Annotated in this window: 26 protein-coding genes; 7 read left to right on the plus strand and 19 right to left on the minus strand. The window is 72.9% G+C overall.

Annotated elements, in window-relative coordinates; genetic code table 11:
- Positions 1–43: 43 nt before the first annotated feature.
- Positions 44–850, minus strand: a complete 807-nt coding sequence (locus tag ASG94_RS04410; protein ID WP_056925161.1) for a hypothetical protein — start codon at positions 848–850, stop codon at positions 44–46.
- 173 nt (positions 851–1,023) lie between these two features.
- On the opposite strand from ASG94_RS04410, the gene ASG94_RS04415 reads away from it, so the two are divergent.
- Positions 1,024–1,659, plus strand: a complete 636-nt coding sequence (locus ASG94_RS04415; RefSeq protein ID WP_056925162.1) for a 2'-5' RNA ligase family protein — start codon at positions 1,024–1,026, stop codon at positions 1,657–1,659.
- A gap of 21 nt (positions 1,660–1,680) precedes the next feature.
- Here ASG94_RS04415 and ASG94_RS21595 read toward each other — a convergent pair whose 3' ends face one another.
- Complete coding sequence (locus ASG94_RS21595; protein ID WP_156411414.1) at positions 1,681–1,959, minus strand: hypothetical protein; 279 nt, start codon at positions 1,957–1,959, stop codon at positions 1,681–1,683.
- Here ASG94_RS21595 and ASG94_RS21600 point away from each other — a divergent pair.
- Positions 1,958–2,329, plus strand: coding sequence for a hypothetical protein (locus tag ASG94_RS21600; RefSeq protein WP_156411415.1), 372 nt, complete (start codon positions 1,958–1,960; stop codon positions 2,327–2,329). The genes ASG94_RS21595 and ASG94_RS21600 overlap by 2 nt on opposite strands.
- Before the next feature lie 122 nt (positions 2,330–2,451).
- Here ASG94_RS21600 and ASG94_RS04425 read toward each other — a convergent pair whose 3' ends face one another.
- The 9 genes from ASG94_RS04425 to ASG94_RS04465 all read right to left on the minus strand — a co-directional run bounded on the left by ASG94_RS04425 (position 2,452) and on the right by ASG94_RS04465 (position 9,431).
- Positions 2,452–2,892 (minus strand): pilus assembly protein TadG-related protein, encoded by a 441-nt coding sequence (locus ASG94_RS04425; protein WP_056925164.1) that lies wholly within the window; start codon positions 2,890–2,892, stop codon positions 2,452–2,454.
- Complete coding sequence (locus ASG94_RS04430) at positions 2,889–3,335, minus strand: hypothetical protein (protein WP_235537127.1); 447 nt, start codon at positions 3,333–3,335, stop codon at positions 2,889–2,891. Before ASG94_RS04430 ends, ASG94_RS04425 begins: the two co-directional genes overlap by 4 nt.
- Positions 3,332–3,724 carry a TadE/TadG family type IV pilus assembly protein gene (locus ASG94_RS04435; RefSeq protein WP_268788557.1) on the minus strand — a complete coding sequence of 131 codons (393 nt, stop codon included), beginning with the start codon at positions 3,722–3,724 and terminating at the stop codon, positions 3,332–3,334. The genes ASG94_RS04430 and ASG94_RS04435 overlap by 4 nt, the downstream gene beginning before the upstream one ends.
- A 5-nt stretch (positions 3,725–3,729) precedes the next feature.
- A complete protein-coding gene (locus tag ASG94_RS04440; RefSeq protein WP_056925166.1) occupies positions 3,730–3,924 on the minus strand; it encodes a hypothetical protein in 195 nt (64 codons plus the stop codon).
- A gap of 47 nt (positions 3,925–3,971) precedes the next feature.
- Positions 3,972–4,913: a type II secretion system F family protein gene (locus ASG94_RS04445; protein WP_056925167.1), complete on the minus strand. Its 942-nt coding sequence runs from the start codon at positions 4,911–4,913 to the stop codon at positions 3,972–3,974.
- Positions 4,910–5,764, minus strand: coding sequence for a type II secretion system F family protein (locus tag ASG94_RS04450; RefSeq protein WP_056925168.1), 855 nt, complete (start codon positions 5,762–5,764; stop codon positions 4,910–4,912). The genes ASG94_RS04445 and ASG94_RS04450 overlap by 4 nt, the downstream gene beginning before the upstream one ends.
- The gene (locus tag ASG94_RS04455; protein ID WP_056925169.1) at positions 5,764–7,017 is read right to left on the minus strand and encodes a CpaF family protein; all 1,254 of its coding nucleotides are present in this window, start codon (positions 7,015–7,017) and stop codon (positions 5,764–5,766) included. The genes ASG94_RS04450 and ASG94_RS04455 overlap by 1 nt, the downstream gene beginning before the upstream one ends.
- Positions 7,018–7,189: 172 nt before the next feature.
- Complete coding sequence (locus tag ASG94_RS04460; RefSeq protein WP_056925170.1) at positions 7,190–8,911, minus strand: matrixin family metalloprotease; 1,722 nt, start codon at positions 8,909–8,911, stop codon at positions 7,190–7,192.
- A 133-nt stretch (positions 8,912–9,044) separates the two neighbouring features.
- Positions 9,045–9,431, minus strand: a complete 387-nt coding sequence (locus ASG94_RS04465; protein ID WP_056925171.1) for a VOC family protein — start codon at positions 9,429–9,431, stop codon at positions 9,045–9,047.
- Positions 9,432–9,507: 76 nt separating this feature from the next.
- Here ASG94_RS04465 and ASG94_RS04470 point away from each other — a divergent pair, with 76 nt between their 5' ends.
- From ASG94_RS04470 to ASG94_RS04485, 4 genes are all read left to right on the plus strand, one after another.
- Positions 9,508–10,239, plus strand: coding sequence for a TetR/AcrR family transcriptional regulator (locus ASG94_RS04470; protein WP_056926283.1), 732 nt, complete (start codon positions 9,508–9,510; stop codon positions 10,237–10,239).
- Between the two features lie 88 nt (positions 10,240–10,327).
- A complete protein-coding gene (locus ASG94_RS04475; RefSeq protein ID WP_056926284.1) occupies positions 10,328–11,416 on the plus strand; it encodes an SDR family oxidoreductase in 1,089 nt (362 codons plus the stop codon).
- A gap of 25 nt (positions 11,417–11,441) precedes the next feature.
- Positions 11,442–13,520 carry a dehydrogenase gene (locus ASG94_RS04480; RefSeq protein ID WP_056925172.1) on the plus strand — a complete coding sequence of 693 codons (2,079 nt, stop codon included), beginning with the start codon at positions 11,442–11,444 and terminating at the stop codon, positions 13,518–13,520.
- A complete protein-coding gene (locus tag ASG94_RS04485; RefSeq protein ID WP_056925173.1) occupies positions 13,517–14,851 on the plus strand; it encodes a wax ester/triacylglycerol synthase family O-acyltransferase in 1,335 nt (444 codons plus the stop codon). Before ASG94_RS04480 ends, ASG94_RS04485 begins: the two co-directional genes overlap by 4 nt.
- A gap of 122 nt (positions 14,852–14,973) precedes the next feature.
- Here ASG94_RS04485 and ASG94_RS04490 read toward each other — a convergent pair whose 3' ends face one another.
- From ASG94_RS04490 to ligD (ASG94_RS04505), 4 genes are all read right to left on the minus strand, one after another.
- Entirely contained in the window at positions 14,974–16,191 is a 1,218-nt protein-coding gene (locus ASG94_RS04490; protein ID WP_056925174.1) for a sensor histidine kinase, read from the minus strand.
- Between the two features lie 2 nt (positions 16,192–16,193).
- Entirely contained in the window at positions 16,194–16,883 is a 690-nt protein-coding gene (locus ASG94_RS04495; protein WP_056926285.1) for a response regulator transcription factor, read from the minus strand.
- A 304-nt stretch (positions 16,884–17,187) separates the two neighbouring features.
- Entirely contained in the window at positions 17,188–18,090 is a 903-nt protein-coding gene (ligD, locus tag ASG94_RS04500) for a non-homologous end-joining DNA ligase (RefSeq protein WP_056925175.1), read from the minus strand.
- A 31-nt stretch (positions 18,091–18,121) separates the two neighbouring features.
- Complete coding sequence (ligD, locus tag ASG94_RS04505) at positions 18,122–19,081, minus strand: non-homologous end-joining DNA ligase (RefSeq protein WP_056925176.1); 960 nt, start codon at positions 19,079–19,081, stop codon at positions 18,122–18,124.
- 106 nt (positions 19,082–19,187) lie between these two features.
- Here ligD (ASG94_RS04505) and ku point away from each other — a divergent pair, with 106 nt between their 5' ends.
- Positions 19,188–20,168: a non-homologous end joining protein Ku gene (ku, locus tag ASG94_RS04510; RefSeq protein ID WP_056925177.1), complete on the plus strand. Its 981-nt coding sequence runs from the start codon at positions 19,188–19,190 to the stop codon at positions 20,166–20,168.
- Between the two features lie 124 nt (positions 20,169–20,292).
- Here ku and ASG94_RS04515 read toward each other — a convergent pair whose 3' ends face one another.
- From ASG94_RS04515 to ASG94_RS04525, 4 genes are read right to left on the minus strand one after another with little or no spacing between them, the layout of a single operon-like run.
- A complete protein-coding gene (locus ASG94_RS04515; protein WP_082623919.1) occupies positions 20,293–21,201 on the minus strand; it encodes an SDR family NAD(P)-dependent oxidoreductase in 909 nt (302 codons plus the stop codon).
- Positions 21,202–21,245: 44 nt separating this feature from the next.
- On the minus strand, positions 21,246–21,749 hold the full coding sequence (locus ASG94_RS21240) for a hypothetical protein (RefSeq protein ID WP_156411416.1): 504 nt from the start codon (positions 21,747–21,749) through the stop codon (positions 21,246–21,248).
- Between the two features lie 58 nt (positions 21,750–21,807).
- Positions 21,808–22,893, minus strand: coding sequence for a hypothetical protein (locus tag ASG94_RS04520; RefSeq protein WP_056925178.1), 1,086 nt, complete (start codon positions 22,891–22,893; stop codon positions 21,808–21,810).
- The gene (locus ASG94_RS04525) at positions 22,890–23,468 is read right to left on the minus strand and encodes a SigE family RNA polymerase sigma factor (protein ID WP_082623921.1); all 579 of its coding nucleotides are present in this window, start codon (positions 23,466–23,468) and stop codon (positions 22,890–22,892) included. The genes ASG94_RS04520 and ASG94_RS04525 overlap by 4 nt, the downstream gene beginning before the upstream one ends.
- Between the last annotated feature and the right edge of the window lie 43 nt (positions 23,469–23,511).

Raw genomic sequence — 23,511 nt, forward strand, 5'->3', positions numbered from 1 at the left:
CCGGGACGATCGGCCGGTCCCGGCCGACCGCCCCGGCCGCGGATCACTTCGTGCAGCGGACCTCGGGGGTCCCGACGACCGGCCGGGAGACCGGCGAAGCGGCCGAGGTGAGCTCGTAGCGCAGCCGGAAGGCGCCCGTCAGGTCGGTCGTGGACTCGACGACCTGCCCGACGACGAGACCCTGGTCGACCTTGGTGGCCCCGTCCACGATCAGCTTGACGGCACCCGTGGCGCCGCTCTCCGACGCGTCGTCGAGGGCGTAGGTCGTGCGGAGGCCGGTGCACAGGCGACCGAGCGTGTACTCGACGTACGCCGGGGCGCCGGGCTGGAAGGGGACGATGCTGGGCGCGTAGGCCTTGGTGCCGATGCTCGCCGTGAAGTACGTCGTCACGTTGGCCGAGGCACCCGCGCTGCGTCGTGCGAGGTCCTCCCACCGGTAGACCTGCACCTCGAGGACCTTGCTGGTCCCCTTCCCGATGCCCTGGCCCGCGGGCTTCAGCACGCGGTACTCGCGCGTCCCGGCGACGCTGGGCTCGTCCTTGAGCAGGTAGGTGCCGTTGCGCTTGATCTTGCCCTTGCTGCTGACGGCCCACTTCTTCTTCCCCTCGAGCCGCTGCTGGAGGACGACCTTCGAGCCGGCCGCCCGCGGCGTGACCTTGCCGCGGACCTTGACGACGTCCTCACCGACGGTGACGACCTCCTTGTTGGCCTTGGCCTGGACCGTGTACGACGGCGCGCGGCGCTCGCCGGCGTCCGCGGCCTGTGCGGTGGTGGCGCCGAGGGCCAGCGGCCCAGCGACGACGGCTGCCGTGGCGGCCAGCGTGGTCAGGGTGGTGGTGATGCGGTGCATGAGGATCTCCCCGTGGTCTGTGGTGCCCGGTCGGGCGTTGGTTCGGGGAGGAGATGCCGGGTCTGCGAGAAAAGTTGCGGACACAGGCCCGTGGATGACCCGGGCGCCGCTGCGTCGTTGTCATGCTCGGTCCCGACCGGGTGGACCGGAGCTCCCGGCGTAGGAAGGCAGTCGTGTACCTGAGTGCAGTCATCGTCCCCCCGCTCGAGCAGCGGGAGGAGGTCGCGCGCCTGCTCGCCGACATCGGCGCCCGCATGGACGCCCCCGCCCCGGCGGCCAAGCGCCGGGCGTGGGGACGCTCGCGTCCCGCGGACGCGCCGGTCGCGAGCGCCGGCCTCACGCCGCTCCCGGTGGGGCGGATGACCCTGCAGGTGACGCGCTTCGGGTACGTCGAGCCGGAGGCTGCGGCCCGGCTGCGGGCCACCCTCGAGCACGACGCCCTCGGCTGGCACCCGCTCACCATCCACGTCACCGGCGAGGCTCAGATGGGCGGGCAGGACGAGCTGCTCCACCTGTCCCTCGGGGGCGACGTCGGCGGCCTGCGTGGTCTGTTCCGGGAGGTCACCGAGTCGGCGCGCAAGGCCGGCTTCATGCTGGACCGCCGCTCCTTCGCCCCGCAGGTGCCGGTGTCCACGCTGGACGAGGCGGTCAGCGACGAGGCCCTCGCCGTCCTGGTCGAGGGCCTGGAGGGCTTCAGCGGGGAGCCGTGGGAGGTCGGGGAGCTCACCTTGGCGCGGCTCGGGTTCGGCGCCGCCGACGCCGAGGTGCAGGTGGTCGCGAGCATCCCGATAGGGACGACCGGCACCTGATCGGCTCGCTCCGCCAGCGCGCTATCCGACGCACCTGCGCACGTTGGTCTCCGAGGTGTCGGCAGGACGGGTCGTGCCGCCGGCGCTCAGGAGGTTCACGCCACCGAGCAGGATGGATCCCGTCGCGGTGCCGTAGCGGTAGAAGCACGTGCTGCCGTCCTCGCGAGTGCGGAGGAGCTTGCCTGACGTGCTCCAGGACAGGTCGAGCGACACCGAGCCCGCGTTGTAGGGCTCCTGGTCGCAGGCGCCGGTCTCGTACGCGTAGCAGGTGACCGGAACCGTCGTGACCAGGTGTGCCATGAAGCTCGACGACGTCTGCAGCGTCCCACCCGTCGTCGAACCCTCGAGGCTGAGGACGGGCGACACCGAGTTCGGGTCGTCGCAGGTCTGCTCCTGGTCGAGGAAGAAGTACGTGGTGGGCGTGCCTCCACTGGTCCGGGACTGCAGGCTGATGAAGGTGTCGACGCAGCCGTCCGTGTACTGCCACACAGCGGAGACGCCGGACTGTCTCGTCGCGGCCGACGCCGGGGACGCCGACCCGGTGAGGAACACCGCACAACGCGACGGCGGCCGTCACCACGGTCCGGACAAGGCCGCGGTCCGTGGCGGGTGTGGGCAGATGGGTCTCCGAGACATGCCTCATGTCCACTCCTTCGTGACGACGTCCTGACACGCCCCTCGTCGCGCGACGAGGATCCGCTGCCGCCACGACCGTCCGCCTCTGCGCGAGGCATCGCGTGGAAATGCTTGCGATGTCGCCACGATTGGTGAGGCGCGACGGGGGGAGGACCCTCACCCGGCGGGCTCGATCGTCACCGCCGCGCGGCCGGTGGCCGAGACAGTGGGGCTGCTCGGGGTCCCCGGGACGGTGAGCGGGAGGTCCACCGGCGCGCTGAGGACCACGGTCACCGCGCGGGCGGCGGGATCGACACGGGCGACGACGGCGATGTCCCCGTAGGTGTCGTAGGCCCCGACCCGGCGCAGGTAGTCGTGGACCGCGACCCGCACGGCCCGCTCCTCCTGGAGGAGTCGCTCGGCGGGCAACCCCTCGGCGTACACCCCGGCGGAGCCGATGTCGGCGCCGTAGAGCGCGGCGCCGTCGGCGAGGGTGTCCAGCGACTGGCGCTGCATGAAGGCGGAAGAGGCGTTGACGACCACCGCGATGGCCAGGACCAGCACCCCGGCGAGGCCCACGATCAACGGGATCGCCGAGCCCTGCTCGTCGCGCCTCACGGCTCCTCCCCCGCCTCGACGTACTGGCCGATCGGCACCGTGTGCTGCGCCTCAAGGGCGAAGCTGCGGCGCTCGGGGGCCAGGACCTCGGGCAGCAGCGGCATCTCGACGCGCGAGCGGATCACCACCGTGATGACGGCGGTGCCGGTGTGGCAGCTGGGCAGCCCGCCGCAGGTGACGCTGACGTCGGCGACCATCCCCTCGCTGCCCTGGTCGTCGAGCGTCCGGGTCGCCACCGCCCGGGCGCGGGCCTCCCCCGTCGCGTCGTCGGGCGCCAGCGCGTAGGCGCGCGCTGCGGCGCGGGCGGCCCCGTTGACGGCGAAGGCACCGCGCTGCACCTCGAAGACCGAGAGGACGATCCAGGTGAGCGGGATGAAGAGCACCAGCCCCACCCAGCAGAACTCGACCAGGGCGCTGCCCCGCTCGTCCCGCGCGCGTCTCACGATGCCTCCTCGCGCACGGCGTTGCCGCTCACCGAGAACTCGATCGCGATCCCGCCGAGGCCCAGGGTGGGGACGCGTGCGTCGATCGTGAGCTCGTACGCCGGCGCCCCGCCGATGGCGACCGGCTCGACGCGGATCGCCTGCGCGTACTCCGGGGAGAGGGCGCCGACGATCTGCTCGCGGGCCGTGTCGACGCCGTCCTGCGGCGTGGCGCCGGCCACCGCAGCCGACCGGGCCCCCTCGGCAGCCGCCGAGGACAGGGTGTTGCGCACGTGCAGCACGAGGGCGAGCTGGAGCAGCCCGATGAACAGCGGCAGCAGCACCACGAGGAGCATGACGAAATCCACCACGGCCGAGCCGCGCTCCCCACGGTGCCGGACGGGACGCACGGGTCCTACTTGACCTGGCCGAACGCCGCGCTCAGCAGGTTCTTGAGCGGCTCCTCGGCGAAGGTGAAGATCGCGATGGCCAGGCCGATGGTCATCACGGTGACCATCACCCAGCCCGGCACGTCGCCGCGTTCGTCGCGCCGCGGGGCCGCGGCGAAGAGGTGCAGCCGGAGCAGCAGCTCGGTCAGTGGTGTGTGCATGAGTACCCCCGTGGGTGCATGGATGGATGGGTCGGTCGAGGCAGCGGTCAGGGCACGACGAGGCGCAGCCCGAGGGCGCCGGGGAAGAAGGCGAACAGGACGGTCACGGGCAGCACGAGGAAGACGACCGGCGCCATCATGAAGACCTCCTTGCGCGCCGCGGTCTCGATGAGCGCCCGCCGGCCTGCCTCGCGCACGTCGCCCGCCTGGGCGTGCAGCACGTCGGCCAGCGGGGTCCCCCGCTCGATGGACACCGCGATGCCGGTGGCGAAGCGGGCCACCATCGGCACGCCGGTGGAGGCCGCCAGCTGCTCGAAGGCGGTCCCGACGGGGGTCCCGGTGCGGATCCGGGCCAGGACCCGGCCGAGCTCGGCGGACAGCTCGCCGCCACTGCGGCGTACGACGCGGTCGAGCGCGGCCACCGGGCTCTCCCCCGCGGCGACGGCCAGGGCCAGCATCTCGGCGAGGGCGGGGAACTCCAGGACCATCCGCCGCTCCCGCTCGGTGGCCCGGGCCGAGAGCCGGTTGTCGCGCAGCAGCACCCCGGCGGCGAAGCCGAACAGGCACAGCCCGAGGGCGGCCACCGGGTTGACCCCGCCGGTGACGGACCGGAGCAGCTGCCAGGCGGCGCAGAGCGCGAAACCGCCGAGCCCCCACATGACCTGCTCGACGCGGAACTCGTGGACGGACTTGTCGAGGCCCGCCCGCACCAGGCGGCGGCGTACGGACGCCTCACCACCCAGCACCCGCTCGACGCCGTCGGCGGCCGAGCGCAGGAACGGCCCGAAGATCCCGGCGGCGGCCACCGTCGGTGACGAGGAGGCCACCTTGAGCGCCGGGGTGCGACCGACCTGCGGCAGGTCCCGGACGTACGGAGTGACGCGCAGCGCGAGCTGCGGGCGTCGGATGGCCAGGAGCCGGACGACCACCAGCAGCACCCCGCCGGCGGCCACCGCCCCGAGGACGGCTCCCCACATGGTCAGGGTCACGCCAGGATCCGCCTCTCGACGGGCAGCCGGCCGATGCGCACCATCACGCGGTAGGCCACCACGCACAGGGCGGCACCCACGGCGAGGACAAGCACCCCGGCCGGCGACGAGAACGCCTGGACCGAACCGGTCTGGAAGGACATCAGCAGCAGCACGACCCACGGCGCGGAGACGGCCAGACGGGCGCCGTTGACCGTCCAGGCCTGGCGCGACTCGAGCTCGGAGCGGGTGCGGGCCTCGTCGCGCAGGTAGCCCGACAGGTTGCGCAGCAGCCGGCCGAGCTCGCCACCGCCGACCTCGCGGGCGATGCGCAGGCCCTCGACGACCCGGTCGCCGACCGGGTCGGCCAGCCGTGCCTTGAGGAGGTCGAGCGAGTCGTGGAAGCGCCCCGTCACCTGGTAGTCGAGGGCGAATGCCTCGAAGGCGTCCCGCAGGGCCTCGGGGCCGTTGGTGCCCAGCGCGCCGAGGGCGTCGGGCAGCGACATCCCGGCGCGCACGGCGCTGGCGAGGTTGTCGACGGCGTCGGGCCACACCTCGGCGAACTCGCGCTGCCGTCGGGCGGCACGCTGGCGCAGCACCAGGACCGGCGCCCACCCCGCCATCAGGGCGAAGACCACCGCGACCGGGACGGTGCGCGAGACCGCCTGGATGACCACGAACGCGACGGTGGCCAGCACGACGCAGAGCAGCGCGAGGCTGGTGACCGACACGTCCCCCAGCCCGGCGCGGGCGAGCAGCTGCTCGGCCCGGGTGCCGCCCGGTCGCGGGGGCCGCGGTGTGCGGGGGAGGTAGAAGGCCGACCAGACGAGCAGCAGCCCGACCCCGACGCCGAGCCCGACGAGCGCGCCCATCAGCGGCCGCCCGCCAGGATCTGGTGCACGTCGATCCCGATGCGGTGGAACCGCTCGAGCCGGGTCGGGGTGCCGGCCGCCCGGCGCAGCTCCCCGTCGCTGCGCTCGAAGAGCGGCTCGGTCTCGATGATGTCGTTCTCCACCCGCCCGGGGACGGAGACGATCTCGTTGACGCGGCGTACGCCGTGCTCGTCGATGCCGAGGTGGACGACCAGGTCGACCGAGCTGGCCACGGTCGGGACCACGAATCGGCCCGAGATGTTCTCCCCGGCCAGCAGCGGCAGGGTGCACATCTTCACCAGGGCCTCGCGTGCGCTGTTGGCGTGCAGGGTGCACATCCCGGGCAGTCCGGCGTTGAGCGCGAGCAGCAGGTCGAGGCACTCCTCGGCGCGCACCTCACCCACGATCACCCGGCTCGGCCGCATCCGCAGCGCCTCCTTCACCAGGTCGCGCAGCGCGATCTCACCGGTGCCCTCCAGCCCGGCCTGACGGGTCTGCATCGGCACCCAGTCGGGATGGTTGAAGCGCAGCTCGAAGACCTCCTCGGCCGAGATCACCCGGTCGCCGCCGGGGATCGCAGCGGCCAGGCAGTTGAGGAAGGTCGTCTTGCCCGCCTGGGTGCCGCCGGCGACCAGGATGTTGAGCCCCGCGCGGATCGAGGCGTCGAGGAAGGCCGCCGCCTGCGCCGACAGGCTGCCGAGCTCCACGAGGTCGGACATCCGGCTCGCGCGCACCACAAACTTGCGGATGTTGACCGCCGAGAACCCGCGGCTGATGCCTTCGAGCACGACATGCAGGCGGTGGCCCTCGGGCAGCATGGCGTCCACGAACGGCTGGCTGAGGTCGATGCGCCGACCGCTGGACTTGAGCATCCGCTCGACCAGCTCGTGGACCTGGGCCGCGCTGAGCATCAGGTTGGTGAGCTCGTGGCGACCGCGCCGGGCGATGAAGACCCGGCTCGGGTCGTTGATCCAGATCTCCTCGACCTCGGGGTCGTCGAGGAACGGCTGCAGCGGCCCGAAGCCCGACACCCGGGCGATCAGCTCGCCCACGACCTTGTCGGGATCGGCGACCGGGACCACGGCTCCGGTGAGGCTGCGCTCGTCGTGGCGGCGTACGACGTCCTGCGCGATGCGGCGCACGAGCCCGGCGTCGCGCTGGGGGTCGACGCCGTCCGCACGCACCTGCTCGCGCACCTGCCCGTCGAGCAGCTCGACGAGCTCGCCGTGCGAGTCCTGCCGCGTCACAGTCATCCGAGTCCCCCGTCCCGAGTGGGTTTCTGCGCGCCAACCTACCCACGCGCGGAGGTCTCACACACCGGCGAAGGCAAAGCCTGTGGACAACCCACACCGAGCAGACGAGACCCGCCCGGGGCGGAGCACGACGAACGCGGCCGTCAGCGACGGCAGCGCGACGGTGGACCCGTCAGGGCAACGTCCGGCCGACCACGGTGGTGCGGGCCGCGCCGGGGTACGGCGGGGGCGCGTCGATGGTGATGCAGCCACCGGCACGGCCCTTGGTGGCCAGACCGGACAGGTCGCCGGCTCCCCAGTCGTCCCAGCCGAGCAGCGAGGGGTACATGACCTGGTCGGTGTCGGAGGAGTGGCCCAAGCCGACGGCGTGGCCGAGCTCGTGGCGGGTGACGTCGACGAGGGCCTCGTGGCTGGGGCTCCACTCGGTGTCGACGATGAGGATCCCGGAGGTCCCCTCGATGACCGGCCCGACGGCGTCGGAGCCGCGCTCGCCCTGGGAGAAGCCGCCGCGGCCGACGACCGCACCTGACAGGTCGGCGGTGGTCATGTGATCGGGGGCGAAGGCGATCGCCAGCTCGGCGTCGGCCTCGACGGCAGGCACGCCGGCCTCCGGCAGCGGGAAGCCGTCGGTGTCGCCCAGGTAGACGAAACGCAGGCCGGTGGCGAGGGCGATGTCGGCCAGCGCCTCGTCCACGGCCTCGCGTGCTCCGGCCGGCGCGAGGTCGAAATTGGTGCGGTAGGTGATCGTGTCGCACGGGTCCCAGCGCCACCGGCCGGTGCTCGAGATCTCCGTCCACGCCGCAGGGGGGCCGAGGGGGGTCCAGGCGGGGACGGACGAGGTTGCGACGACGCCGGAGGACGCGTTCGGGGCGGACGCCGTGGCCGGGGCGCGGACGCGGGCCGGCGCCTCGAAGATCCAGTCGCCCACGATGAGGGAGCTGAAGGTGCCCGTGGTGCTCGTGGTCGTGCGAGCGACCTCGTGCCAGCCGTCGGCGTAGAGCTGCTCGACGACCACGTCGCGTCCGGCGACGTCGGTGCCGGTGACCGTCCCGGTGATCTGCACGCTCTGGCCGGTGCCGGCGACGATCCGGGTGCCGGTCCAAGCGCTGTCCAGCCCGTCACCCGCCGAGGTCTCGGTCGGCGTCTCGGTCGGCGTCTGGGTAGGCGTGACGGTCGGCTCGCTGGTCGGCGTCGCGGTGGGAGTGACCGTGGGCTCGCCGGTCGGCGTGATCGTCGGCTCGCTGGTCGGCGTCCCGGTGGAAGTGACCGTGGGCTCGCCGGTCGGCGTGATCGTCGGCTCGCTGGTCGGCGTCCCGGTGGGAGTGACCGTGGGCGCCGTCGTAGGAGCCTCGGTCGGCACAGCGGTCGGCACCTCGGTGGGGGTGATGACGGTCGTGCTCGGCGCCGGCGGCGGCGGCGGCTGCTCGGGGAGCGGAGCCACGACGTCGACGCTGAAGGACTTCTTCACCGCCTTCAGCCGTCGGTACTTCGGCGCGACGACCGTGAACCTCTGGAGCTCGTCGACCGGTCCGGCGGTCGCGGTCAGCCTGAAGGCGCCCTTGTTGGAGGTGCGTGTGGACGCGACCTTGCGGGTGCGGCGGTCGATGAGCTTCACGGGCCGCCGGACGCCGGTACGGACCCGACCGGTGACCTTGAACCGGTCGCCGGGCTCGACCTTCCGCGGGGCGCTCACGCTCAGCTTCGCGGCGCGCACACTGACGGCCCGGGCGGTGATGCCGGTGTCGCCCGCATGGCTGGGGATCGCGGTCAGCGTCGCGGCGACGACCGCGGCGGCCACCAGCGCGAGCAGACGCCGGTGCCTCGTCGTGCTCGGTCCGCGACTCGTGCCGCGTCGACGTTCGGTCGTCAGCGCGACGGGGGCGAGCAGCTTCACTGAGCAGTCCTTGCGACGAGTGGTGGGCCGGGATCGGTCGGCGCCCCGCATCCTTTCCCGACCCGACGGACGCCGCAGGAGAACTCGGACATTCGACGCGCCGCGACGGGGTGCACGCGTTGCCCGCGCCCCCTCACGCCGGCGGCGTCACCCACTGGACGAGCTGCCAGACCAGGCCGTTGGGGTCGGCGAACTGGCAGTACCGCTCGCCCCACGGCTCGGTCTCGGGCGGCGTGACGACCCGGGCGCCGCTCGCGGCGATCCGCGCGAACTCGGCGTCGAGGTCGTCGACGACGAAGGCCAGCAGCGTCCCCTGGCCCGCGTTCCCGGCGATCTCGGCCGGCTTGAACGTCGACAGCCCCGTGCGCAGGAAGACCACGTTGACCCCGGCGCTCGGGTGCTCCAGCGAGACGAAGCCGTCGGCGGCCATCGCCTCGGTGAAGCCGAGCCACGCGGCGAAGGCGGCCGACGCCTCGACGTCGGCGACGTTGAGGGAGATGGCGGTGGAGGTGATGTGCATGGTGAACTCCTGTCGTTATCGAGTACGCCGTACAACGTACACTGTTATAGGTTTGTTCCCGACCATGGAGGCGACCATGCCGCTCCCCCTGATCGACCTCCTCTGGCGTGACCACCCGGACGCACCGACCGGTGGCCGACGCGGCCCCCGGGCCCGGGTCACGACCGGGTCGGTGCTGGACGCGGCCCTCCGCCTGGCCGACGCCGACGGGCTGGCCGGCGTCACCGTCCGGCACCTCGCCGCCGACCTCGGCGTCTCGACGATGTCGGTCTACACGCACGTCAACAGCCGCGACGACCTGCTGGTCCTCATGGTCGACGCGGCGCACCTGCGCATGGAGCGGATCCCCCACGGACGGGCCGGCTGGCGGTCCCGCGTACGCCGCGTGGCGGAGGCCAACCTCGCGCTGATCCAACAGCACCCGTGGCTGCTCGACGTCGTCGACGACCGCAGCGCCCTCGGTCCCGGCACCATCGCCAAGTACGACCACGAGCTGGAGGCGCTGGAGGCCCTCGGGCTCGAGGACACCGACCGCGACGCCGCCCTGACCTTCGTCCTGGACTTCGTGCGGGCGAGCGCCCGGGCGCTGCGACCCCAGCCGCGGGCGGGCGAGATGGCCGAGCACTGGCCCGAGTGGGGACCGCGGCTCGCCACCTACCTCGGCGACGACCACCCCCTGGCCCGGCGCGTGGGCGCCGCGGCCGGCGAGGCCCTGGGCGGCCCCGGCAGCCCGTCACACGCGTGGGACTTCGGCCTCACCCGCGTCCTGGACGGCCTGGACGCGCTGTCCTCCGGCGGGCGGCCGTAGGTCGGTCCCCGATCGGGACGTTCGGCACTGTGCCCTCCCCACCGCCGCTGCGAGGCTGGACGCGCGACGATGAGAGGTGGGTCGCGCGATGAGCGCACTGCTGATGACCGGGTTCCCCGGCTTCCTGGGCTCCGCCCTGCTGGGGCGGCTCCTGGCCCGACGCCCGGACGCGCACGCGGTCTGCCTCGTGCAGGCCCGCCACCTGCCGGCGGCCCGCCAGCGGCTGGCCGCGATCGAGGCCGCCGAGCCGCACGTAGTGGGCCGGGTCCGGCTGGTCGTCGGCGACATCACCGCCCCCGGGCTGGGTCTCACCGCTGCGGACACACGCCTGCTCGACGACATCACCGAGGTGTGGCACCTGGCGGCCGTCTACGACCTCGCGGTGGCCGAGGAGGTGGCGCGCCGGGTCAACGTCGGCGGCACCGAGCGGATGCTCGAGCTGTGCCGCGACCTCCCGGCGCTCGAGCGGCTCCACCACGTCAGCACCTGCTACGTCAGCGGGCGCTACGACGGCGAGTTCCGCGAGGACGACCTCGAGCTCGGCCAGGAGTTCCGCAACCACTACGAGGCCACCAAGCACGACGCCGAGCGGCTGGTGCGCGCCGCGATGGACGACGGCCTGCCCGCCACCGTCTACCGGCCCGGCATCGTGGTGGGCGACTCGCGCACCGGCGAGACCCAGAAGTACGACGGCCCCTACTTCCTGGCCACCTTCCTGCGCCGCCAGCTGCCGCTCGCCGTCGTACCGGCGGTGGGCGACCCGGACCGGGTGCGCTTCTGCCTGGCGCCCCGCGACTTCGTGGTCGACGCCATGGACCGGCTGTCGGTGCTCGACGCGTCGCTGGGCCGGACCTACGCGCTCACCGACCCGGACCCGCCGACCGTGCGCGAGCTCGTCGACGCGGTCGCCGGCCGTCTCGGCAGGCGGGTCGTCTGGGTGCCGCTGCCGCTGTCGCTGACCCGGGCGGCGGTCTCCCTGCCCCTGGTCGAGCGGCTGATGGGCCTGCCGGTCGAGGCGCTCGACTACTTCGCCTCCCCCACCACCTACGACACGACGTGGGCGACGACCGACCTCGCGGCCACCGGCGTGGCCTGCCCGCGCTTCGCGGACTACTCCGCCCGGCTCCTCGACTTCATGGTCGAGCACCCCGAGCTCGACTCCGCGGCGATGGCCTGATGCAGCGACGACGAGGGGACGCGACATGACAGCGAGCACGCCCGTGGTCGTCAACGTCAGCCTGATGGGCCCGGAGTGGGACCACGACACCGAGGTCACCTTCCTCGGGACGACGTTCCGCCTCGTACGCCGCGGCACCGGGGGCGACGTCGACCTCGCCTGCGACCTCGTCCGCGAGTGGGGACCCCGGGCCTCGGCCCTCGCCGTCACGGGCGTCCGCGAGGCGCACGCGGGCCAGCACGGCAGCGAGGTGCGGGCCCGCCGACGCATCATGGCGGAGGCGGGGACGACCCGGGCCACCGACGGGGCCGAGCTCCTCGGCGTCCTCCAGGAATGGGCGGTACGCCGCGTGCAGACCGAGATGCCGGGCTACTTCACCAACGCCCGGACCATCGTCCTCGGCGGACACCACCACGACCGCACGGCCCGCATCCTGCGCGAGCACACCGAGAACATCCAGTACGCCGACCTGCTGCCGCGACCGGAGCTGCCCGACGTCCTGCCCGACCCCCTGCACGTCACCCGGGCGCTGGGGCTCGCCGCCGACGCCGTCGCCGGCGCCACCAGCTGGTCCCTGCGGCTGGTCCCCGACGGGATGAGGTCGCAGCTCACCGCACCCGGCCACCGGGCCGCACGCGCGCTGGCGAGGCGGGCGGCGCGCGAGTGCGACGTCCTGGTCGCGACGTACGACGAGCTGACCGGCTTCGGGCTCGACGACCTCGCGGGCAAGACCGTGATCACCACCTCGATCTCCCCGGAGCGCCTGGCCGACCTCGGTGACCGCGGCGTCGACCTGGTCGTCGACGTGACCCCCCAGCCGTTCGACGGGCTGACGGTCAACGCGGCCACCCTGGAGGCGCTGATGACCGCCTCGGTGCACGAGGGCAGCACCCTCACCCACGACGACCTGCTGGACATGATCGTCGCCTCCGGCCTGGAGCCGCGGATGCTCCGGCCCAACGGGCCGAGGCGCCGCAGCCGCTTCGCGTTCGTCATCCACCCGCTGTCCCAGGAGTACCTGCGCCGCGTCGAGCCCCTGCGGACCGTCTCGCGGCTCGCTCCCCGGCCCGTCATGGACCTCGTCGAGAAGGCCGTGGCCTACAGCCCGCCCTTCACCTACAGCCACGTCACCGGCATTAGGTCACCCACCGGCGCGGAGGCCGAGGGCTGGCTCATCAGCGTCGGGGGCACCCCCCACGAGATGATGTCGCACAGCCCCGAGTTCACCTACCGACGACTCCTCGCGGCCGCCGAGACCGCTCGCAGGCTGGGGGCGCAGATCATCGGGCTGGGCGCCTTCACCAAGGTCGTGGGCGACGCCGGCGTGACCGTCGCGCGCCAGGCCCCGCTGCCGGTGACGACCGGCAACAGCTACAGCGCCTCGGGGGCGCTCTGGGCCGCCCACGACGCCCTGCGCCAGCTCGGCCTCGCCGAGGTCGACGCCGACGGCACCCTGCGCGGCAACGCGATGGTCGTGGGCGCCACCGGGGCCATCGGGTCCGTCTGCGCCCGGCTCCTCGCGGTCGCCGAGGCCCGGCTCTGGCTGGTGTCGCCGGAGTCCGCCAAGCTTCTGGCGCTCAAGGCCGTCCTCGAGGAGGAGCACCCGGGTGTCGAGGTGCACATCGCGGCCACGCCCGACGAGGCGCTGCCCCAGATGGACCTGATCGTCACCGCCACCTCGGGGGCCGGCAAGCGGGTCCTCGACATCATGGCCGTCAAGCCCGGCTGCGTGATCACCGACGTGGCCCGCCCGCTCGACCTCTCCGCCGAGGACGTCGCCAGGCGACCCGACGTGCTGGTGATCGAGTCCGGCGAGATCGAGCTGCCCGGCGACGTACAGATGCGCGACATCGGGCTGCCCAAGAACGTCGCGTACGCCTGCCTCGCCGAGACGGTGGTCCTGGCCCTCGAGGGGCGCTTCGAGAGCTTCACCGTCGGTCGCAACATCGAGTGGGAGAAGGTCAAGGAGATCTACCGCCTCGGGCTCAAGCACGGCATGAAGCTGGCCACCATCTCCGGCGTCAACGGTGTCCACACCCCCGAGGACGTCGCCCGCATCCGCGCGCTCGCCCTGGCCGCCCGTGACGAGGGAGCGGCGTCGTGACCACGGCGACCCGGCGGACCATGGGCGGCGCCGACGCCATGTGGCTGCACGCCGACCGGCCCAACCACCTGATGGTGATCGACGGGATCATGTGGACGACCCAGCCGCTCGACTGGGACCGGATGCGCGAGACGGTCCAGGAACGGCTGGTCGACCGCTACCCGGTCTTCCGCCAGCGCCCCGTCGAGGCGACCCGTCCGTGGGACCTCCCGGCGTGGGAGGACGACCCGGACTTCGACCTGTCCCGGCACCTGCACCACGCCCGGCTGCGCCGGCCCGGCGGTGAGCGCCAGCTGCGCGCCTTCCTCGAGAAGCGGGTCAGCCTGCCCTTCGACCGCAACCGGCCGCTGTGGGAGGCGTGGGTCATCGACGGGTACGGCGAGGGGTCGGTGCTGTTCTCGCGCCTGCACCACGCCATGGCCGACGGCATGGCCCTCGCCCAGGTGATGCTGTCACTGACCGATCCCGCACCGGAGACGCCCGACCCGCGCCCCTCGCCCGCCACCCGGCCCGAGAACCGGGGGCTCGTCACGACCGCCACCGGGCTGCTGCGCAGCAGCCTGAGCCTGACGACGGCGATCCCGGTGACGGCGTTCAAGTCGCTGGCGGTCACCCGCAAGCTGCTGCTCGACGTGCTGCCGGCCACCCTCCTCAGCCACGAGCCCGGCGTCGACAAGCTGCTGACCTGGTCGCGCCCGCAGCCGCTCGCCGACGTGAAGGCGATCGGCCGCGCCACGGGGACCACGGTCAACGACGTGCTCATCGCCGCGCTCTCGGGGGCGCTGGCACGCTACCTCGACACCTTCGACGAGTCGGTCGACCACCTGACGACGATGGTGCCGGTCAACGTCAGGCGCCCGGGCGAGCCGCTCCCGCGGCACCTGGGCAACAAGTTCGCGCTGGTCATGCTCCACCTGCCCACGGCCCCGATGTCGGTGCGCCAGCGGCTCGACGAGGTCCATGCCCGCATGGAGCACATCAAGAACTCGCCGGAGGTCTTCATCACCTCCGCCGTGGCCGAGGGCATCGGTCACCTGCACGCCATCGACAAGCCCCTGGTCGACTTCTTCGCCGGCAAGGCCATCGGCGTCACCACCAACGTCGCCGGTCCCCCGGAGCCGCGCTACCTCGCCGGCGTCGAGGTCGCCGGGATTCTGGGCTGGGTGCCGGGCTCGGGCGGTCAGACGCTCGGCGTGTGCATCCTCAGCTATGCGAACACGGTCCGCATCGGCTTCAAGGTCGACGCCGCCGCGGTGCCGTCCCCCGAACAGCTGGTGTCGTTCTTCGAGGCCGAGCTCGACGCCCTGCGCGAGGCCGCGGCGGTCGACTGAACGGGCCCCGGCGACCACGCCCCAGCGACGTAGTTTGGGACGAAGTCGTGGGCGGATCGGCATCCCGACCCGCCAGATCGTCCCCAACTACCCACGGGGCCGGGGCGGGGCGGGCTGCGCGATCAGCGGCGCGGGAGCAGGATCTCGAGCTGGTCGACCGTGGCGTCGCCGGTGTAGCGGCCACCGAGCACCTCGGTGATCGTGCGCGCCACGTCGGCGTTGGTCCGCGGCTCGGCAGCGAGGACGACGGCGCCGGACGACCCGGCGTACGCGTTGCTCGGGCCGGAGCTGACGGTGACCTTGACGTGCTCGTCCTGGCCGGCGAAACGGATCATCACCGGCCCGCTGCCCGACTCCCTCACGTCGCGCAGCACGCTGTCGAGCAGCTGCTCGACGGGACCGGGCGTCAGCAGCATGTCGGGTCCGCTGTCCACGAACGCCTTGACCTCGCGGGCCTCGGGCAGCAGCCCGCGCCAGCGCTGGGCGATGTGCGAGCCGAGGGCGAGCAGGCTGACCTCCGCCCCCTCGACCAGCGCGCGGCCGCGCGCGAACTCGAGGAGCTCGGCGATCGTGCAGTCGAGGCGCTCGACGTCGGTGACGCAGCGCGCGGTGGTACGCCGGACGTCCTCGTCGAGGTCCGGGCGCAGGCTCAGCTCCTCGAGCTCGAGCCGCATGCCGGTGAGCGGGGTGCGCAGCACGTGCGAGGCGTGGTGGAAGAAGTCCCGGTCCCGACGCAGCGACTTCTGCAGCCGCTCGGAGCTGGCGCGCAGCGACTCGGAGATCGAGACGACCTCGGGGATCCGCGAGCGCGGTGGCTCGATGTCGAAGCGGCCACGGCCCAGCGCGGCGGCGGACTCGGCGAGGTCCTTGAACGGTCGCGACAGCGCGGTGGCCAGGGCCAGGCCGATGATCCCGGCCAGCACGACCAGCCCCGCCATGAGCGCGAGCAGCGGACCGCGGGTGCGGCTCACGATCTCGTCGGCGACGGTGGCGTCCTGGACGAGGGTGACGGTGGTGTCGCCGACGGCGCTGGACGCGCGCACGTCCGCGGCGGCGTCGTCGTACCCGGCGCCGTCGACGACCAGCTCCGCGGCACCGGACCGCTCGACGAGCGCCCGGACGTGCGGGGACACCAGCCCCGCGAGCGCGGCCTCGTCGACCGGCTGGTCGGACTGCTCGAGCGTCTCGACGACCCGGCCGACCACGAGCGCCTGCTGGCGCAGGTCGTCGGTCTGCGTCGAGTGGACGACGTCTCCCAGGGTGATCGCACGCACCACCCCGAAGACGACGACGATCACCAGTGCGAGGCCCACGAAGGCGAGAGTGAGCCTCTCACGCATGGTCAGTCCCCGCCCTCGAGGCGGAAGCCCACGCCCCGGATGGCGATGACGCGGTCGGAGGAACCGGCCTCCTCGAGCTTGTTGCGCAGTCGGCCGATGGTGACGTCGAGCGTCTTGGTCGAGCCGAACCAGTTCTCGTCCCACACCTCGCTCATCAGCTGCTCGCGGGGCACGACCTTGTCGCGGTGCGCGGCGAGGAGGGCGAGGACGTCGAACTCCTTGGCGGTCAGCGCGACCTCGGCGTCGGCCAGCATCACGCGGCGCGCGTCGGTGTCGATACGCAGCGCCGACGGGTCGAGCGCCTTCTCCTCGGCCGGGGCGGCGTTGGCCTGGCTGCGGCGCAGCAGCGCGCGGACCCTGGCCTGGAGCTCGGCGAGGCCGAAGGGCTTGGACAGGTAGTCGTCGGCGCCGAAGTCGAGGCCGACCACGCGGTCGAGCTCGCCGGCCCGGGCGGTGACGATCATGATGCCGCCCTCGAAGCCGCCGTCGCGGGCCGCCCGGCACACGTCCAGGCCGTCCATGTCGGGCAGGCCGAGGTCGAGGATCATGATGTCGGCGGGGTGGTCGGCGAGGTGCGCGAGCGCCTCCCGGCCGCTGGGAACCCAGGTGACGCCGTATCCCTCACGCTCGAGCGTGCGGACGAGCGGGAACGCGATGTCTTCTTCGTCCTCGACGACGAGTACCTGTGCCATGTCCGCGAGCATAGTTGCGAAGGGCTTGTCGAGCTCGACACTCTGCATGGCTGCTGTCCTCGGCCCCGGAGGGGATGTCGTCGTGGGCAACCGCGGGCGGTGGATGCCCGACCGACGAAGGGGGTCCGTCGGCCGGGCGGTCCCAACCCACCACGGTTGTCTTGGTGTCGACCAGGTCGACGGGACCAACGTAGTTTCGGGGCCATCACGCCGCTCCCACCGCGGCCCCACGCCGCCGACACATCTGCTCCACCGTTCGGTAACAGCAGTCCCAGCCGCCCCAGGGGCGGGTCGGAGGCGCGGCTCAGGGGAGGAACAGGTCACCGTGGTCGCGGACCCGTTCCAGGACCTCCTCGAAGCGGAACTGGTCCAGTCCGACCGGGTCCTCGGCCCCCGCCTCCACCTCGTCCCAGGTGATTGGGGTGGCGACCGTCGGCAGCGCGCGGCCGCGCAGGGAGTACGGCGAGACCGTGGTCTTGGAGCCCGAGTTCTGCGACCAGTCGAGGAAGACCTTGCCCGGCCGCTTGGCCTTGGTCATCGCCGCGGTCACCAGTGCCGGGTGGGCGGCCTGGAGCTCCTCGGCCACCTCCTTGGCCAGGGCGGTGGTGCCGTCGCTGTCCGGGCCCCCGCGGCCCTGCGGCAGGGCGGCGTACAGGTGCAGGCCCTTGCTGCCGCTCGTGACCGGGCTGCACTCCAGGTCCCGCTCGGCGAGGGCCTCGCGCACCATCAGGGCCACCTGCGCGCACTCGTGCAGTCCCGCGGGCTCCCCCGGGTCGAGGTCGATGACGAGCCGGTCGGGCCTGCGCGGCCGGCCGGCCTTCGTGACCGTCCACTGGTGGACGTGCAGCTCGAGCGCGGCGAGGTTGGCCAGCCAGGTGAGGGTCGCCAGGTCGTCGCAGATCGGGAAGTCGAGGGTGTCGCGATCGGACTGCGCACGGCTGCCGGTCGTCGGCACGCTGGCCGTGCGCACCCACGACGGCGTGCCGGCGGGCTTGTTCTTCTCGAAGAAGCTGTTGCCGTCGACACCGTGCGGCCAGCGGATCCGGGTCACCGCCCGGTCGCGCAGGTGCGGGAGCAGCACCCCCGAGACCGTCGCGTAGTAGTTGAGGACCTCGCCCTTGGTGGTGCCGGTGCGCGGGTAGAGCACCTTGTCGAGGTTGCTGATCGTCAGGGTGCGGCCCTCGACGTCGACCTGGAGCTCGCCCATCAGCGCCCGCCCACAGGCGTCATCGGCGCCGTCACGCCGGGTCCTCGGGGATGAGGTCCTCGGGGGCGAGGTCGCTGCGGACCCCCCGGTACGACGGCTGGCGCAAGCGCCTGCCCGGCGTACGGCTGTGGGTGTCGACGTCGACCACGACGCGCGGCTCGACCCAGTGAGTGCCCGTCGCGTCGACCCGCGGCACCTCGTCGGCGAAGGCGCTGTCCTCGCGTCCGGCGTCGGCGAGCAGCCCGGTCAGCAGCCGGCTCGCGGCGCCGCCGATGCCGCTGCCCACGCGCCCGCGGTACATCAGCCCGTCCGGCGTCGGCTCCCCCACCAGCAGCGCGGCCAGCCGGTCGCTGGTGCCCTCCTGCGGCCGCCAGCCGGCCACGACGTAGGAGAACCGGTGCCGGTGCGCGAGCTTGACCCAGTGGGGGCTGCGCGCGCCGAACGTGTAGCGCGAGGACAGCCGCTTGCTCACCACGCCCTCGAGCCCCTGCTGGAGCGTGGCGTCGAAGAGCATCGCGCCGTCGTCGTACGACTCAGGCACCTGCCACGTCCCCGACAGCCCGAGGCCCTCGAGCAGCGCGCGGCGCTCGGACAGCGGCCGCTCGGTGAGGTCCTCGCCGTCGAGGCGCAGCAGGTCGAAGACCATGTACGTCGCGGGGATCCGCTCGGCGAGCTGGGCCGCGGTGGTCGCGGAGCGGACGTGCATGCGCTCCTGGATGACCGAGAAGTCGGGCAGCCCGTCGGCGTTGAGCCCGATGACCTCCCCGTCGACCAGCAGGTCCCGGTCGCCCAGCGGGCTGTCGTGGACGTCCGGCCACGCGATCGAGGCGTCGTTGCCGTTGCGGGTGAACAGCCGCGCCCGTCCGTCGGCGCCGGCGCGCACGTCGGAGAGGATCCGCACCCCGTCCCACTTGACCTCGTGCGACCAGCCCTCCCCGCTCGGCACGCGGTCCGCCTTGGTGGCGAGCATCGGGCGCGGCGCGGGAGCCATGGCGGCAGTGTGCCACCCGTCGGGGCGGTCCGGAGCGCCGCACAGGTGACGACGGGCACGTCACCCCTGATACTGGTGGGACTGCACGTCGACGAGAGGTGGTCCCATGCGCGCGATCTGGAAGGGCGCCGTGTCCTTCGGGCTGGTGAGCGTGCCGGTCAAGCTGTACGCCGCCACCGAGTCCCATGACGTGTCCTTCCGGCAGGTGCACGCCCAGGACGGCGGCCGCATCAAGTACCAGCGCGTGTGCTCGCTCGACGGCGAGGAGGTGCCCTACTCCGACATCGCCAAGGGCTACGAGACCGAGGACGGCGAGATGGTCATCCTCAGCGACGACGACATGGCCGAGCTGCCGGCGACGTCCTCGCGCGAGATCGCGGTCGAGAAGTTCGTGCCCAGCGACCAGATCGACCCGCTGCTCTTCGAGAAGTCCTACTACCTCGAGCCGGAGAAGTCCGGCGCCAAGCCCTACGCCCTGCTGCGCCAGGCACTCAAGGACGCCGACCGGATGGCCGTGGTCACCGTCGCGCTGCGCCAGCGGACGTCGGTCGCGGTGCTCCGCGTGCGACAGACCGAGCGCGGCGACGTCATAGTGCTCCAGACGATGATGTGGCCCGACGAGGTCCGGGTGCCCGACTTCGACGTGGAGGTCGGTGACGTCAAGGACACCGAGGTCAAGATGGCCCACATGCTCGTCGAGACCCTGGCCGGCGACTTCGACGCCTCCGAGTTCGAGGACGACTACGCCGGTGCCGTCGAGGCGCTGGTCAAGGCCAAGATCGAGGGCGGCGAGGTCAGGCGCACCGAGAAGTCCACCAAGACCTCCGGGGAGGTGGTCGACCTGCTCGCGGCCCTGCAGAAGTCGGTGGCCGCCGCCAAGACGGCCCGTGGCGAGGCGCCGGCCGACTCCGACACCGACTCAGAGTCCGAGTCCGAGGCCGAGGCCGATTCCGGGGACGAGAAGCCGGCCCGGAAGACGACCGCGAAGAAGTCCCCCGCGAAGAAGGCGCCGGCCAAGAAGGCGACAGCCAAGAAGACCGCGAAGAAGGCGCCTGCGAAGCGGGCCGCGGCCAAGAAGGCCAGCTGACGCTCGACGACTGTGCCCGGGTGTGCGCAGCGGCACCGTTGTCCCGGCCCGGGTGGTGCACCTGCGCACACTCAACGGGACAGGCCCACCCGCGCGCCCGGCGCACCGGGCCGGGTTCACGCCCTCAGGATGCGCTCCGCCGCGTCGCCTGTCGCGGGTTGTCCGGGGCCTCCCCCCGGGCCGCGGCCGAGTCGGGGATCCGCCGCGACACCTCGGCGGCGAGGTAGTCGGAGAGCCGGGGTGCCACCAGGTTGAGGACCTCGGCGACCGAGCCCACCAGGCCGTCGACCGTGACGGGCCGATCCTCCAGCGCGCGGACGAGCCGCTCGGCGCAGTGCTCGGGCGACTCGGCCCGGCGACCGGCGTACGCCTCGGTCGGGCCGATCATCGGTGTCGCGACCAGCGCGACCCGCATGGTGGTGCAGGTGACGTTGTCGAACCACGCCTCGCGGCCCATGATCCGGCCGAAGACGTCCAGCGCGCTCTTGGCGGCGATGTACGCCGCGAACTTCGGCGCCTTGACCTGGTTGCCCCAGGTGACGACGTTGAGCACGTGGCCGAACCGCTGCGCGCGCATGGCCGGCAGCAGCCCCATCGTCAGCCGGACCGGTCCGAAGTAGTTGACCGCCATCATCCGCTCGAAGTCGTGGAAACGGTCGTGCGACAGCTCCAGCGAGCGGCGGATCGAGCGTCCGGCGTTGTTGACGAGGTAGTCGACGGCGCTGTGGTTCTCCAGCACCTGCTCCACCAGCGCGTCGATCGCCTCGCCGTCGGTGAGGTCCACGGGGTACGTCGTGGCGCGGCCACCGTCGGCCACGATCGCCGCCCGCACCCGCTCCAGCTCGTCGGCGCGGCGCGCGACCAGCAGCACGTGCGCCCCACGTCGCGCCGCGACGTACGCCGTCGCCTCGCCGATGCCGGAGGACGCGCCCGTGACCATCACCGTCGCCCCGAAGAGCGGGCTCTCGGCACCCGTCAGGCGGCGGGTGATGCGGGAGATCCGGGCGCGCGGGGTCTGGAGGAGCAGGCTCACGGCGCCGACCCTATGCGCTGGGTCGTGTCCGTCGCCGCTGCTCGTCAGTCGAGCGGCGGGAGCTCCGGGAAGGTGGCGCGCACCAGGCGGTGGGCGCTGAGGCGTCGACCCTCGATCCGGATGTCGACGGCGAGACCGTCGCTGGTCATCGACGGCGACGATCCCGTCCAGTAGAGGTAGTCCTCGAACCCGCGGTGGATGACCTCCTGGTCCTGCCCGAACCGGGTGAACGTCCCCGTGATCTTCGGGTTGCGGCGAGCAAGCTCCCGGGCCGGGAGGAGGTCGACGCACCAGTACTCGCCCGTACCCTCCGCCCCACCCGAGCTGTTGGCGTAGTAGTGGCCGGCCACGACGCGCACGTCGGCCACCCGCTTCCCCGACGCGGTCCGGACGGGCTTGCGCTTGACCACGACCCGGTCGAAGCCGTCGCTGTCGTTCGAGAAGCACGGCCCCTGCGGGTCCCGCACCGCCGCCGCCTGTGCAACGTGCGTCGTCGTGAGCGCTGATGCGACCAGCACACCCGCCACGACCATCCCCCTGGTCATCATGGTGGGGAGCATAGACCTGAGGGCAGGGCCGGCGCGGACGATCGCGCCATCCCCGAACTCACATGTCGTTGCCGAGGAAACCCAGGTCGCCGCCCGTCACCTCGAGCACGTCGATGCGCTCGCACGCCCCGGTGACCGGGTCGCAGTCGCTGACGATCGTGGCGCTGCCGGCACGGGACGCCACCAGGATGGAGCCGTCGGTGTCGACGGTCCACTGCGACGCACTGTCGCGCTCGGTGACCGACAGCTGCAGCGGCTCGGCGGACCCCGCTCCGGTGGGCTCCAGGGTGCTCGACCACGCGAGCACGTGGGCCCCGTCGTGGGTGAGCTGAGAGTCGATCGCCCCGCGGACGAAGGTGTAGTCGCGCTGGCCGACGCCCGGCTCGGGCTCCGGCACGGCGCCGTCGTAGAGCACGACGCCGTTGCGCACGTCGGCGATCGACGTCCCCGGGCCGGCGAACGGGCGGGTGAAGTCGCCGTCGAGGTCCCACACCTTGGTGCCAGTGCCGTCGCGGAAGAACACGGCGCCGTCGTCGAAGGCATCGATGACGACGTCACAGCCCCCACAGACGACGTCGATCATGCCGATGACCTCCCGGGTCCCGGTGTCGAGGACGAGGATCCGAGGCTCGCCGTCGCTCAGGATGGCGACAGCGGCCTCCGACGAGGTGGAGTCGGCCTTGGCCGTCGGATGCCAGTCCCGGCGTGTGTCCCCCGCTCCCTCGATCGTCATGGTGTTCCCGTCGAGGTCCAGGAGCACCGGGCGACCTTCGTGGTAGTACACGACGCCCGCTGGAGTCGCGGCCGCATCGGTGTCGAGGCCCGCGAAGCGCGAGGACGGGACGGTCAGCCCGCCGTACCGGAGGTCGCCGCCGGGGTCGAAGTAGGCCCGCAGCCCGTCCGCCGCGCGCACGACGGGATCGGTGGCCACCTGGCCCTCGCCGGCCCGGGTGTCGGACGGACCCATGAGCTGCGTGACGGCCAGCCCGCCGACGGCGAGCGTGGCCGCGACAACGCCGGCGACCGCGGCCCGGCGACGGGTGCGGATGCGGCGCCCGTCGCGCATGACGCCCACCAGGTCCCCGGGCGGCGCGGTCACGGTGTCGAGGCGGTCGGCGAGGGCGTCTCGCAGGTCGGTGCTCATGCGAGCTCTCCTTCGTCGGATCCGTCGAGGGCGTCGAGGGCCGCGCCGGTGGTGCGGCGCAGGTTGCCGAGGGCGGCGGACGCCTGGGACTTCACGGTCCCGCGCGAGCACCCGAGCGCCGCGGCGATCTGCTCCTCGCTGAGGTCCTCGTAATAGCGCAGCACGATCACGGCCCGCTGCCGGGGCGGCAGGGACGCCACGGCGTCCCACAGGCTGCTCCGGTCGGCCACGCCGTCCTCGAAGGACGGCTGGGGCGGGGGCTCGCCGACGTCGGCGTGCGGGCGCTCGCGACGCCACCAGGCCGAGCGTCGGGTGCCGAGCACCTCGTTGACGACCATGCGCCGCACGTAGGCGTCCGGGTGCTCGGCGGCGCACACGCGCGACCACGCGGCGTACGCCTTGGCGAAGGCGGCCTGGCAGGCGTCCTCGGCCCCGCCCGGGTCGCCGGCGATCGCCAGGGCCGTGCGGTACATCCGCGGCCAGGTCGCGCTGAAGTACGCCGGGAAGTCCCGCTCGTGCGTCACCGCGACCCTCCCCCGGTCGATCGTCGTCGCCTCGGCCCCCGTGCTCTCCATGCCCCCTAGATGGCGACCGGGGGCCGCCCGGTTGCCCCGGGCC

It is taken from the genome of Nocardioides sp. Soil805 (genome assembly GCF_001429625.1).
Lineage (GTDB): Bacteria > Actinomycetota > Actinomycetes > Propionibacteriales > Nocardioidaceae > Nocardioides.